The sequence below is a fragment of the Mycobacterium sp. M23085 genome (assembly GCF_045343915.1).
Classification (GTDB): Bacteria; Actinomycetota; Actinomycetes; order Mycobacteriales; family Mycobacteriaceae; genus Mycobacterium.
Window position 1 is genome coordinate 2962556 of sequence record NZ_CP174280.1, and the last position, 13385, is coordinate 2975940.

Here is a 13385-nt window from a genome sequence, read left to right on the forward strand (position 1 = left end):
ATACGCCCGGTAGCAAACGAATTCGCCACCGATCTGGTCGCGTCGGCGCGGATGTCAGGCCGGCGGTCCCTCCGCCAAAGTTATGTTGACGGTGCGATCGGCACCGTCGCTGGACCGGTAATGCACTGTGATGTTGTCCCCGGGGTGATGCGGGACGAGCACCTCGGTCATGGACGTCGCGCCGGTGATCGCAACGTTGTCGACGCCGGTGATGAGATCGCCGGGCACAATCCCGGCGGCGGCGGCCGGACCGGTGGCGACCACCCGTTGCACCCGCGCGCCGGTGCCGTTGTTATCCATCACACCCATGCCGAGGAAGCCGGTGGGACCGATGTGCACCGTGTTGGAGCCGGCGCCGGACCGGATCTGCCCGGCGACCCCCATCGCGCGCCCGATCGGAATGGCGAAGCCCTGCCCACCGGACATCTTGTAGCTGTCGGTGGCGGCGGTGTCCACGCCGATCACCTGTCCGGCGCTGTTCACCATGGGCCCACCGGAGTCACCCGGCTTGATCGGAGCGTCCGCCTGGATGAGGCCGCCGAGGCTCTCTTGCGCGCCGGTCAGCGTGTCCGTCGCCGAGACACTCTGGTTGAGCGCGACCACCTTGCCGGTCACGGCGTTGGGGGTGCCGCCCTGGCCGTTGACGTTGCCGAGCGCGACGATGGGCTCCCCGATTGTGGCCTCGCCGCCGATCGCGGCGGTGGGCAGGCCGGAGGCGCCGCGCAGTTGCAGCACCGCGATGTCCTGCGTGCGGTCATAGCCGACCACGTCAACCGCGTAGGTCTGCCCGTTGCCCACATCGAATGCGCTGATGTCGGTGGCGCCGGAGATCACGTGGTTGTTGGTCAGGACCACGCCGTTGGGATCGATCACGATGCCGGTTCCGGCGCCCACCGCGTTGTTGTAGCCGAATTTGGTGTCGATGTTGACCACCTGGGGCCCGACCTGACCGACCATGGCCGACGGATCGATGGGCGCCTGGGGACGGTCGGTATACCGGTCCAGCGCCAGGTCGGATGGTGATGCCGACGCCGGCGCGAGGCCGACACCGGAGCCCAGGCCGAGGCCCAGTCCCACCACGGTCAGCACGCTGGCCAACCAGGCCCACCAGACCGGGCGGTGGTGCGATTTGCTCATCGGTGTCACCCTCCTGCTTCGCGGTAGAGAACAAGCTGTCCCGGCCTGAGGATCTTGGCGGCACATGTGTGTGTATATAACCGTAATGCAGGTAGCTATGCATGGCAGGCGTCAGGTCTGACGACCCCGGCGGCTTTTGCCGCGTCCTAAGCTGACACGGTGGGCGAATTCGACCCCAGGGCCAGCTTCACCTGCTCCCCGGTAGCCCGATTGGCCACGGTCGCGCCCGGCGGCCTGCCGCACCTGGTGCCGGTGGTCTTCGCGGTCGCCGCCGACGACCGGGACGGAGCCGACGTGATCTACACGGCCGTCGACGCCAAACCGAAAACGACGCGGCGGCTGCGCCGCCTGGCCAACATCGACAGCAACCCTCAGGTAAGCCTGCTTGTCGATCACTACGCCGACGATTGGACCCAGCTGTGGTGGGTGCGCGCCGACGGCGTCGCCACCGTCCACCGCGACGGACAGGCCGTCGATCTCGGGCGCAGCCTGCTGCGCGCCAAATATCTTCAGTATCAGTCGGTTTCGCTGGACGGCGCGGTGATCGCCGTCGCGGTGCAGCGTTGGTCCAGTTGGCATTACTGAGTGGCGCGCCGGCGCCGCCGCAGTGCGCCGGCTAACCGATGTGGCCCGACGGTCTTGTGGTCGACCGAAGTTGGGTGAATGGTAGCTAGATAGGTGCTAACTAGGTCAGCAACGGCGCGCCCTGGGCAACCTGGAGGAAAGTCATGGCCGACAGGACAAATACTTCCCAAGGAGCGGGGAACGCTCCCACCGCCAACGGTCCGGACGAGATTCGCAACGTGGTGCTGGTGGGTCCGTCGGGCGGTGGCAAAACCACACTCGTCGAAGCCCTGTTGGTCGCCGCCGGTGTGTTGACCCGAAGCGGGTCGGTCGCCGATGGCAGCACGGTGTGCGACTACGACGATGCCGAGATCCGCCAACAACGGTCGGTAGGTGTCGCCGTGGCGTCCCTGTCGTACGACGGCGTCAAGGTGAACCTGGTGGACACGCCCGGATACGCCGACTTCGTCGGCGAGTTGCGCGCCGGGCTGCGGGCCGCGGACTGCGCGCTGTTCGTCATCGCGGCCAACGAAGGTGTCGACGAGCCCACCAAATCGCTGTGGCAGGAATGCAACCAGGTCGGCATGCCCCGCGCCGTGGTGATCACCAAGCTCGACCACACCCGGGCGAATTACCAGGAGGCACTCGCCGCCGCACAGAACGCGTTCGGCGACAAGGTTTTACCGCTCTACCTGCCCACCGACCTGCCCTCCTGTCGCGGCCTGATCGGCTTGTTGTCGCAGACGCGTTACGAATACACCGACGGCAAGCGCGCCGTGCGGCCACTGAATCAATCCGACGCCGAGCAGATCGAGCATGCGCGCGGCGCCCTGATCGAAGGAATCATCGAGGAGTCCGAGGACGAGTCACTGATGGAGCGCTATCTCGGGGGCGAGGCCATCGACGAGTCCGTGCTGATCCAGGATTTGGAGCGGGCCGTCGCCCGGGGGTCGTTCTTCCCGGTGATCCCCGTTTGCAGCAGCACCGGCGTCGGCACCCTGGAATTGCTGGAGGTCGCCACCCGCGGCTTCCCATCCCCGATGGAACATCCGCTGCCAGAGGTCTTTACCCAGGTCGGTGCACCGCACGCCGGCCTGACGTGTGCGGCGGACGCGCCGTTGCTCGCAGAGGTGGTGAAGACGACGTCGGACCCGTACGTGGGCAGGGTCAGCCTGGTCCGGGTGTTCTCCGGCACGATCAGGCCCGACGCAACGGTTCATGTGTCGGGCCATTTTGCGTCGTTTTTCGGCACCCCCAACGGCTTCGACGCCAAGGGCCAAGCGCACCCCGACCACGACGAGGACGAGCGCATCGGGGTGCTGTCCTTCCCGCTGGGCAAGCAGCAGCGCCCGGCGCAGAGCGTGGTGGCGGGAGACATCTGCGCGATCGGCAAATTGAGCCGCGCCGAAACGGGTGACACACTCTCGGACAAATCCGAACCGTTGGTCTTGAAGCCCTGGGCCATGCCCGAGCCGCTGCTGCCCGTCGCGATTGCGGCGCACGCCAAAACCGACGAGGACAAACTGTCGGTGGGACTGGGACGGTTGGCCGCCGAAGACCCCACGCTGCGCATCGAGCAGAATCCCGAAACCCATCAGATGGTGCTGTGGTGCATGGGCGAATCGCACGCGGGCGTGGTGCTCGACGCGCTGGCCAATCGGTACGGCGTCACGGTCGACACCGTGGAGCTGCGGGTCCCACTGCGAGAGACGTTCGGCGGCAAGGCAAAAGGTCACGGCCGCCACGTCAAGCAGTCCGGCGGGCACGGCCAGTACGCGGTGTGCGACATCGAGGTGGAGCCGCTGCCGGAAGGTTCCGGCTTCGAATTCGTCGACAAGGTGGTCGGCGGAGCGGTGCCGCGGCAGTTCATTCCGAGCGTGGAGAAGGGGGTGCGGGCCCAGATGGAAAAGGGCGTACACGCGGGCTACCCGGTAGTCGATATCCGCGTCACCCTGCTCGACGGCAAGGCGCACAGCGTTGACTCGTCGGACTTCGCGTTCCAGATGGCGGGTTCGCTAGCGCTGCGCGAGGCCGCCGCGGCGACCAAGGTGGCGCTGCTCGAGCCCATCGACGAGATCTCGGTGCTGGTGCCCGACGACTTCGTCGGTGCGGTGATGGGCGATCTGTCCAGCCGGCGCGGCCGGGTGCTCGGCTCCGACACCGCCGGCAACGAGCGCACCGTGGTCAGAGCCGAGGTGCCGCAGGTGGAGCTGACCCGCTACGCCATCGACCTGCGTTCACTCGCGCACGGCGCCGCCTCGTTCACCCGATCGTTCGCTCGCTATGAACCCATGCCGGAATCCGCGGCCGCCCGGCTCCACGCCGCCGTCTAGCACCCCGCCGTTCAGGCCCTGCCCGAGGGCGGCGACGCCTCCCCCGCAAGCGGGCGGTGCCCCCAGCGGCCGAACCGCTCGGCAACCGCGCGTCGGTCCAGCGAGCCTTTCGCGGTATGCGGCAACTCGTCGGCCCGCTGGAACTCGGCCGGCACCTCGAAGGGGGCCAACCGATCACGGCAGAACGCCGTCAGCTCCTGTGCCGTCGGCGCGGCGGATCCGCGCGCGACGATGACCGCGGCGACGGTTTCGCCGTACAGCTTGTCCGGCACGCCGAACACCCCCACCTCGAGCACATCGGGGTGGGTGGCCAGGACGCCCTCGACACGTTCCGGCGAAATCTTCTCGCCGCCCCGGTTGATGAGTTCCTTGATGCGGCCACGGATGATCAGGTCGCCCGCCGGCGACAGCGTGCCGAGGTCGCCGGTGTGCAGCCAACCCTGCGTGAAGTTGGCTGCAGTGATGGACGGATCGCCGAGGTAGCCGCGCACCACGGTCGGGCCGCGCAGCCAGACTTCGCCGACGGTCTCCGCGGGCAGCGCCCGGCCGTCGGGCCCAACGATCCGGATTTCCGGTCCGGTTGACCGGCCGACGAGACCGGGTGAGGCACCGGGGTTTTCGCTGTGGCCCGCGCCGCCGATGGCCGTCGTCGCCACTTGATGGGTCGACTCGGTCATCCCGAATGCGCACACCACCGGCGCCGAGAACGTGTCGTGCAGCGCCTGAGCCGTCTCGGCGGTCAGCGGCGCGCTGCAACTGCGGATGAACCGCAGGGCATGCGTCGTGCCCGGCTGCTCGGTTCGCGCGCGCTCCAACAGGATTTGATGAATCGTCGGGACGGCGGTGTACCAGGTGGCACCGACGGCCTCGATGTCGTCCCAGAATGTATGCGCCGAGAACTTCCCGCGCGCGGGCAACAACACCGCTCCTCCGGACACCAGCGTGCCCAGCAGCGCGGCGAGCAGACCGTGACCGTGGTAGAGCGGCATCACCGCCACCGTCGCGTCCCGCGAACCCAGCTGGTAGCCGGCGACGATGGCCGCCACCGAACGAGCGATGTTGTGGCGCGTCCAGGGCACCATCTTGGGCGCGCCGGTGGTTCCGCCGGTGAACATGATCATGGCGTCGTCGTCGCGCAGCCCCTCCGGCGTCGACACGTCACGCGCGGGTGCCGCGGTGACATTCAGGCTGACCGACGCGGCATTGCCGCCGGGTTCGACGCTCACCGCGATCGGCCACCGCGGCGGGTCGCTCGGTGCAGGCGCGTCGCTGTCGGCGTCGACGGCCCGGTCGACGAGCACCGCCCGGGCGCCCACCGCCGCGCTGCGGGCACGCTGGTCGGCGACGGGCAGTGCCGGATCCAGTGGAACCACAACGAGATCCGCGCGGGACCCGGCCAGCAGCCCGACGACGAATTCGGCGTTGCTGCCGGCGCGCAGCGCGACCCGGTCCCCGGGCCGCAGGCCACCGGCCTTCAGCTGGGCGGCCAGGTCGTCGACCAACCGGATCACCTCGCGGTAGCTGACCGGTATGCGCTCGGCGGTGACGACCAGCGCCGTCGCCTCCGGCGACCGGCGTGCCGCCGCCTCGACCAGATCGGCGACGCCGGGGCTCCCCGATCCTGTCGCCCCCTCGTATGTGGTGATCGCGTCAGACGTCATCGCGGGCCTCCTTGCACTCTTGCTACCGATGCCACCCTGCCGGGCGGGATTCTGCTCCGTCCAATATCGGTTCGCTCACGATCGATAACCGCTGGCTATTGACCGACGTCGCCTGGCCGCTGAGCTGCAACGATAGATAACGTGAATCGCCGGATAGTGCCCGCGTCTTGGACATCACCGGCGCGCCGGGGTCACAGTGATGGCCAAGGCAATACCGCAGACCATCCGAGGAGTCGCCACATGTCCACAGCTTCGGCATCGCCCGATCCGGCGGGCATGATCGATGGTTTTCACCTCGTGGTGGACGCGCTGAAGACCAACGACGTCCAGACGATCTATGGCATCGTCGGCATCCCGATCACCGATCTCGCCCGCGTCGCGCAGGCGTCGGGAATCCGCTACATCGGTTTTCGGCAGGAGACCTCGGCCGGCAACGCCGCGGCCGCCGCCGGATTTCTCACCCGGCGCCCCGGCGTCTGCCTGACCACGTCCGGGCCCGGCTTCCTCAACGGCCTGCCCGCGCTGGCGAACGCCACGACGAATTGCTTTCCGATGATTCAGATCTCCGGCTCCAGCAATCGGGCCCTGGTCGACCTGCAACGTGGCGACTACCAGGACCTCGATCAGCTCAACGCCGCAAAGCCGTTCGCCAAGGCCGCGTATCGGATCGACCGGATCGAGGACATCGGGCGCGGCGTCGCGCGCGCCATTCGCACCGCGGCGTCCGGGCGGCCCGGCGGTGTCTACCTGGACATCCCCGGTGAGGTGCTGGGTCAGGCCATGGACGCCGCCGCCGCGGCGGGCACGGTGTGGCGGGTCGTCGATCCCGCACCCCGGCAGCTGCCCGCACCCGACGCGGTCGATCGCGCGCTGCGCGTGCTGGCCCGAGCGCAGCGGCCGTTGATCGTGCTCGGCAAGGGTGCGGCGTATGCCCAGGCCGACAATGTGATCCGGGAATTCGTCGAGGCGACCGGGATTCCGTTCCTGCCGATGTCGATGGCCAAGGGACTGCTGCCGGATTCCCATCCGCAGTCCGCCGCGGCCGCCCGGTCGCTGGCGATCGCGCGTGCCGACGCGGTCCTGCTGGTCGGTGCCCGGCTGAATTGGCTTCTGGGCCACGGGGAGTCGCCGCAATGGAACCGGGACGCCAAATTCGTGCAGGTGGACATCGCCGCGTCCGAGTTCGACAGCAACCAGCGGATCGAGGCGCCGCTGGCCGGCGACATCGGCTCGGTGATGTCCGCACTGCGTGACGGCGTGGCCGCACACCCGATCACCGCGCCCCCGGAATGGATCGACGAACTGACCGAGCGCACGGCACGAAACGACGCCAAGATGACAGAACGACTGACCGAGAATCCGCACCCCATGCGGTTTTACAACGCTCTGGGCGCGATTCGCGCTGTGCTGCAGGACAACCGCGACGTGTATGTCGTCAACGAGGGAGCCAATGCCCTCGATCTGGCCCGCAACGTCATCGACATGGAGCTGCCGCGCCACCGGCTGGACACCGGAACCTGGGGCGTGATGGGCATCGGAATGGGTTATGCCATCGCCGCGGCCGTCGAAACCGGCAGGCCGGTGGTCGCGATCGAGGGTGACAGCGCTTTCGGCTTCAGCGGCATGGAGATCGAGACCATCTGCCGCTATCGGCTGCCGGTGACGGTCGTCATCCTCAACAACGGCGGCGTCTACCGCGGCGACGAGGCCACCGCCGGCGCGGCGGCAACGGGATCGGATCCGGCCCCGACCGTGCTGAACGCCCGGGCGCGACACGAGCTGCTCGCGGAGGCCTTCGGCGGCAAGGGATATCACGTCACCACCCCGTCGGAGCTGCGCGCGGCGCTGACCGCGGCGATCGGCTCGGGCGCACCGTCGATCATCGACTGCGAACTCGACCCGGCGGCGGGGGTGGAGAGCGGGCATCTGTCCAACCTGAACCCGGCCAGCGCGGCCAGCCGAGCGCCGGCGGCAGTCAGCGCCGGCGGGTGAGCCCCAACAGCTGGGCGTCGAAAAATTCGTTCAGCGCCAGCGGTCTGGCGGAGCCGGCCAGCGCCCGGGCTATCGGCGACCCGGGTCCGGTCGAGTTGGTGGCCAGGGCGACGTCGGCTTTGAGCACCGGATCGACCATTTCCACCGCCCGGATGTCCGGCCCCAGCGGCGACGTCCACAGCCAGGTGTGGGGCACGATGGATGCCCAGTTGCCCGCCGCTGCCTGAGCGAACAGCGATGCCACGGAATCGGTTTCGAGTTGCGGGCTGACGGTGATCGAATGGTCGGCGAACGCTTTGTCGATGATCTGGCGGTCGCGCATGTCAGGAGTGAGCAATGCCAGCGGCAGCTGGGCCGCTTCGGCCCAGGTCATCGTCGCCGCACCGGATCCCACCATGTCCGCGGGTGCCAACAGCACGTAGCGCTCCTGATAGAGCGGAACCAGGTGCACGTCGTTGGCCTCGCCGGGCGCCGCATGCACGATGGCGGCATCGATCTCGAACTCGCGCAGCCGCCGGTACAGCTCGGTGGCCGCCAGCCGGGAGAGGATGTGCACCTTCACCAACGGGTGCGCCGAACAGAACGCCGAGAGCACCAAGGACGCGGTCGTGGAGGCGGTGGGGACGGTGCCCAGCCGCAGCGTCCCGGTGATGCCCGAGCGCACCGCGTCCACCTCGGACTTGAACGCGTCGTGCTCGGCGAGGATCCGCCTGGCCCACACCACCAACCGTTCGCCTTCGGGCGTGAGGCCCTCGAAGCTGTGCCCGCGGTTGATCAGCGTGACGTTCAATTCTCGTTCCAGCTTGGCGATCGCGGCCGACAATGCCGGCTGGGAGACGAAGCATTTTTCGGCCGCCCTGGCGAAGTGCCGCTCGGAAGCGACCGCAACGAAGTACTCCAGTTGACGGAAGAGCACCCGCACTCCTCGGGTTCAGGCCTCACGCATCGCTTCCGCTGAGGCTAACGCCCAGTGGGCCGAAGGGCCAAGCCAACGTTTGCGCCACGACTGTTGCGGCTATACAGACAGATTCGGCCACAAGGGCGTGCCAAGGTGTGGTGGCCGCGAAACCTCTAGGGTCGGTGTCGGTTTCACCCGACGTCGGTCGGCGTTCGAGCGATGGTCAGCCTGCCATTGTTTGCTGAAATCGGTGGTGAGTGGGTAACCAGTAGAATGTCGCTGTGTTGATCGCACCATCTCGAAGGGTGGACGCTATGCGTCGGGGTGTTCGTTATCTATTTGTTATGGTCGCGATCACGGTTGTGGGCCTGGTGGCGCCGGTCGCGCGCAGCACCGCCGCCGTGCCGCTGCCGCAACCCAGCCCCGCGGTCGCCTCGATTTTGCCCGCCGACGGCGCCGTGGTGGGTGTGGCGCATCCGGTCGTGGTGACGTTCACCGCTCCGGTCGCCGATCGGGCCGCCGTGCAGCGGTCGATCCACGTCAGCTCGCCCAGCGGCACCCCCGGGCACTTCGAGTGGGTTCAGGACACCGTCGTGCAGTGGGTGCCCGACCAGTACTGGCCCGCCCACACGCACGTATCGGTCGGCGTGCAGGCCCTGTCGACGGGCTTCGACACCGGTGATGCGCTGCTCGGGGTCGCCAGCATCTCCAAGCACACCTTCACCGTCAGCAGGGACGGTGAGGTGCTGCGCACCATGCCGGCGTCGATGGGCAAGCCCAGCCGGCCCACCCCGATCGGCAGCTTCACCGCGCTGGAAAAGCAGCGCACCGTGGTGATGGACTCGCGGACCATCGGCATCCCGCTCAGCTCCCCCGAGGGGTACAAAATCACCGCCCAGTACGCCGTCCGCGTCACCTGGAGCGGCGTCTATGTGCACTCCGCACCGTGGTCGGTTGATTCCCAAGGCAACGCCAACGTCAGCCATGGCTGCATCAACCTCAGCCCCGACAACGCCGCCTGGTACTTCAACGAGGTGAACGTGGGCGACCCCATTCAGGTCGTCGCCTGAGCGCCAACGACGTTTCTCCGGCGTGGTGCGAACTCACCGCGGCGCCTGGCTCGCTGTGTGACGACGCTCACATCCGTTGAACGGAAGCCTGACCCGCGGGGGTTGGTTCAGGTAGACGGGTGCTCTGAACGAGAGGCGGGCCATGACCGATCCAGCCAAGCGCGCGGAAGTTAGCTCTACCGGCCCGATCAGCGTGGCGCGCCAGCGGGTAGCCGACCGCATCCGCGACTTAGACGCCCACGACGAAGAGTTCCGCAGCGCCAAGCCCGATCCCGCCGTGCAGCACGCGGCCCGCCGGCCCGGCCTTCGGCTACCACAGATCCTGGAAATTTTTGCCCACGGCTACGCCGATCGTCCCGCGCTGGGCTGGCGCGCTCGCTCGCTGGACACCGATCCCGCCGCCGGCCGAACCGGCGCGCAACTGCTGCCGCGGTTCGACACCATGACCTACCGCGAACTGTGGGCCAACGTCCGCGCCGTCGCCGGCGCTTGGCGACACGATGCCACCAATCCCGTTGCGCCCGGCGACTTCGTCGCCACCGTCGGCTTCGCGAGCGCCGAGTACCTCACCATCGATCTGGTGTGCGCCTACCTCGGGCTGGTGGCCGTGCCCCTGCAGCACAACACGACGGCGACGCGACTGAAGCCGATCGTCGAGGAGGTCGAACCATCGATATTGGCCGCCGGTGTCGGTTATCTGGACCTCGCCATCGAAGCGGCGCTGGGTAGCTCGTCGTTGCGGCGGGTGCTGGTTTTCGACTACCGGCCGGAGGTCGACGAGCAGCGCGAGGCCGTCGAACGCGCGCAGGTCAAGCTGGTGAATGCCGGCAGCCCGGTGACGATCGAGACCCTCGACGACGTCATCGAACGTGGCCGAGTCCTGCCGCCGGAGCCGATGTTCACCGGCGGCACCGATGAGCGGCTGGCCATGATCATGTACACGTCGGGCAGCACCGGACTGCCCAAGGGCGCCATGTACACCGAGCGGATGCTCTGCAGGCTGTGGACCAACGAACTGATGCCCGACTTCGCCGATACGCCGGTGATCAACGTGAACTTCATGCCCCTGAATCACCTGGGTGGCCGGATACCGTTGTCGACGGCGTTCCAGGCGGGTGGTACCAGTTACTTCGTCCCGGAAAGCGATCTGTCCACCCTGTTCGACGACTGGAACTTGGTGCGGCCCACCGAAATGGGTCTGGTGCCGCGGGTGGCCGAAATGCTGTACCAGCGCTACCAGAGTGCGGTCGATCGTTTCGAAGTTGCGGGCGCCGACACCGCCACGGCCGAGGCGAAGGCGCAAGCCGAGCTTCGCGAGCAGGTTCTCGGGGGCCGCATCGTGACCGCCTTCTGCGGCACCGCTCCACTCGCGGCGGAGATGCGCAATTTCATCGAGACCTGTTTGGGCGTCCACGTTCTCGACGGCTACGGCCTGACCGAGGTGGGCATGGTGACCAAGGACGGCCGGATCAACCAACCTCCGGTGCTGGACTACAAGCTGATCGATGTTCCCGAGTTGGGCTATTTCCTCACCGACAAGCCTTACCCGCGAGGCGAATTGCTGGTGAAGTCGCTGACCGCCACACCCGGGTACTTCAAACGGCCCGATGTCACCGCCAAGGCCTTCGACCCCGACGGCTACTACCGCACCGGTGACGTGATGGCCGAACTGGAGCCGGGCCGGCTCGCCTATGTCGACCGCCGCAACAACGTGCTGAAGCTGGCGCAAGGTGAGTTCGTCGCCGTGGCCCGCCTGGAAGCGGTGTTCTCCAGCGCGGCCCTGGTGCGCCAGATCTTCGTCTACGGCAACAGCGAACGGCCCTATCTGCTGGCGGTCGTCGTGCCGACCGACGATGCCGCGCAGAGGTTCGCCGGCGACGCCGGCGCATTGAAGGCCGCCCTCGGTGAATCCTTGCGGCAGTCTGCCAAATTGGCCGAGCTGCAGTCCTACGAGGTACCGGTCGACTTCGTGGTCGAGACGGAGCCGTTCAGCGAGGACAACGGCCTGCTGTCCGGGGTGGGCAAGCTGCTGCGGCCCAAGCTCAAGGAACGCTACGGCGCCCGGCTCGAGCAGCTATACGCTGAGCTGGCCGAAAATCGGGTGACCGAACTGCGTGCCCTGCGCGAAGGCGCGGCCGAGCACCCGGTGATCTTCACCCTCACCCGCGCCGCCGAGGCGCTGCTCGGCTTGGCCGGCGGTCCACCGGAACCCGATGCTCTGTTCATCGAACTCGGCGGCGATTCCCTGTCCGCATTGACCTTCTCCAATCTGTTGCGAGACATCTTCGACGTCGACGTGCCGGTGGGAATGATCACCGGCCCGGCGACCGACCTGGGTCAGCTCGCAGAATACGTTGAGTCCGAGCGTGAATCGGGATCGAGGCGGCCGACCTTCGCCGCGGTACACGGTCGGGACGCGACGCAAGCCCGGGCCGCGGACCTCACCTTGGACAAGTTCATCGATGCGAAGACTTTGACCGAGGCCGCGGGGCTGCCGCGAGCGAACGGCACGCCGCACACCGTCCTGCTCACCGGCGCCAACGGCTACCTCGGCCGCTTCCTGGTTCTGGAGTGGCTCGAACGGCTTGCCGAAACCGGCGGACGGCTCATCGCCATCATCCGCGCCGGCGACACCGCAGCGGCCACCCAACGGCTGGAGGCCGTTTTCGACAGCGGGGACCCGCAATTGGTGCAGCGGTTCCGCACGCTGGCCGCCGACCACCTCGAGGTCATCGTCGGCGACATCGGCGAGCCGAAACTCGGTGTGGGGCAAGATACCTGGGCGCGCCTCGCCGAGAGCGTGGACCTGATCGTGCATCCGGCAGCGCTGGTCAACCATGTGTTGCCCTACGACCAACTGTTCGGACCCAATGTCGTGGGCACCGCCGAGTTGATTCGCCTGGCGATGACGACGCGGATCAAGCCCGTCACGTATATGTCGACCGTCGCCGTGGCCCTGTCGGTCGATCCGGGCGCGTTCACCGAGGACGGTGACATCCGTGTCGTCAGCGCGCTGCGGCCGGTCGACGACAGCTACGCGAACGGCTATGCGAACAGCAAGTGGGCCGGCGAGGTGTTGCTGCGCGAGGCGCACGATCTGTGTGGCTTGCCGGTCGTGGTGTTCCGGTCCGACATGATCTTGGCGCACAGCCGGTATGCCGGACAGCTGAACGTTCCAGATGCGTTCACCCGGTTGATATTCAGCGTGCTGGCCACCGGTATCGCACCGGCCTCCTTCTATCAGACCGATCCGCAGGGAAACCGGCCGGTGGCGCACTACGATGGGCTGCCCGCCGACTTCGTGGCCGAGGCGGTAACCACACTCGGCGAACAGATCGCCACCGCAGCAGAGGATTCCGGCGTCTATCGGTCTTTCGACGTCATGAATCCGCACGACGACGGCATCTCGCTGGATGTGTTCGTCGACTGGTTGATCGCCGCCGGCCACGACATCCGGCGCATCGCCGACTACGACGAATGGCTGACCCGGTTCACGACCGCCCTGCGCGCCCTCCCGGACAAGCAGCGGCAACATTCGGTGCTGCCGTTGCTGGACGCCTATCGGAAGCCGGAGACGCCGCTGCGCGGTGCACCGGCCCCGACCGAGGTGTTCCGCAGCGCCGTGCAGGCGGCGAAAATCGGTGCAGTAGGGGACATTCCGCATCTCTCGGTGGAGTTGATCGACAAGTATGTCGCGGATCTGCGCGTGCTGGGTCTGCTGTAACCACTG

Annotated in this window: 8 protein-coding genes; 5 read left to right on the forward strand and 3 right to left on the reverse strand. The window is 67.6% G+C overall.

All coding sequences use genetic code 11. From position 1 onward, the window contains the following. Positions 1-54: 54 nt before the first annotated feature. Entirely contained in the window at positions 55-1137 is a 1083-nt protein-coding gene (locus ACIUM1_RS13655) for a S1C family serine protease (protein ID WP_406813226.1), read from the reverse strand. Between the two features lie 159 nt (positions 1138-1296). On the opposite strand from ACIUM1_RS13655, the gene ACIUM1_RS13660 reads away from it, so the two are divergent. Further along, a complete protein-coding gene (locus tag ACIUM1_RS13660) occupies positions 1297-1722 on the forward strand; it encodes a TIGR03668 family PPOX class F420-dependent oxidoreductase (protein WP_406813227.1) in 426 nt (141 codons plus the stop codon). Between the two features lie 143 nt (positions 1723-1865). Then, positions 1866-4034, forward strand: a complete 2169-nt coding sequence (locus tag ACIUM1_RS13665) for an elongation factor G-like protein EF-G2 (RefSeq protein WP_406813228.1) — start codon at positions 1866-1868, stop codon at positions 4032-4034. Positions 4035-4045: 11 nt separating this feature from the next. Here ACIUM1_RS13665 and ACIUM1_RS13670 read toward each other — a convergent pair whose 3' ends face one another. Next, positions 4046-5695 (reverse strand): FadD7 family fatty acid--CoA ligase, encoded by a 1650-nt coding sequence (locus ACIUM1_RS13670; RefSeq protein WP_406813229.1) that lies wholly within the window; start codon positions 5693-5695, stop codon positions 4046-4048. Positions 5696-5935: 240 nt separating this feature from the next. Here ACIUM1_RS13670 and oxc point away from each other — a divergent pair, with 240 nt between their 5' ends. Beyond that, entirely contained in the window at positions 5936-7687 is a 1752-nt protein-coding gene (gene oxc, locus ACIUM1_RS13675) for an oxalyl-CoA decarboxylase (protein ID WP_406813230.1), read from the forward strand. Here the strand turns inward: oxc and ACIUM1_RS13680 are convergent. After that, positions 7671-8603, reverse strand: coding sequence for a LysR family transcriptional regulator (locus ACIUM1_RS13680; RefSeq protein WP_406813231.1), 933 nt, complete (start codon positions 8601-8603; stop codon positions 7671-7673). The two genes, oxc and ACIUM1_RS13680, sit on opposite strands and share 17 nt — an antisense overlap. A gap of 296 nt (positions 8604-8899) precedes the next feature. Between ACIUM1_RS13680 and ACIUM1_RS13685 the strand changes: the two genes are divergently transcribed. Further along, on the forward strand, positions 8900-9655 hold the full coding sequence (locus ACIUM1_RS13685; protein ID WP_406813232.1) for a L,D-transpeptidase family protein: 756 nt from the start codon (positions 8900-8902) through the stop codon (positions 9653-9655). A 142-nt stretch (positions 9656-9797) separates the two neighbouring features. Next, entirely contained in the window at positions 9798-13379 is a 3582-nt protein-coding gene (car, locus tag ACIUM1_RS13690) for a carboxylic acid reductase (protein ID WP_406813233.1), read from the forward strand. Positions 13380-13385: the final 6 nt, after the last annotated feature.

Bases quoted from the DNA above. Each gene is read 5' to 3' on its own strand.
- ACIUM1_RS13655 (WP_406813226.1), bottom strand. From the start codon at position 1,137: ATGAGCAAATCGCACCACCGCCCGGTCTGGTGGGCCTGGTTGGCCAGC.
- ACIUM1_RS13665 (WP_406813228.1), top strand. From the start codon at position 1,866: ATGGCCGACAGGACAAATACTTCCCAAGGAGCGGGGAACGCTCCCACC.
- ACIUM1_RS13670 (WP_406813229.1), bottom strand. From the start codon at position 5,695: ATGACGTCTGACGCGATCACCACATACGAGGGGGCGACAGGATCGGGG.
- oxc (WP_406813230.1), top strand. From the start codon at position 5,936: ATGTCCACAGCTTCGGCATCGCCCGATCCGGCGGGCATGATCGATGGT.
- ACIUM1_RS13685 (WP_406813232.1), top strand. From the start codon at position 8,900: ATGCGTCGGGGTGTTCGTTATCTATTTGTTATGGTCGCGATCACGGTT.
- car (WP_406813233.1), top strand. From the start codon at position 9,798: ATGACCGATCCAGCCAAGCGCGCGGAAGTTAGCTCTACCGGCCCGATC.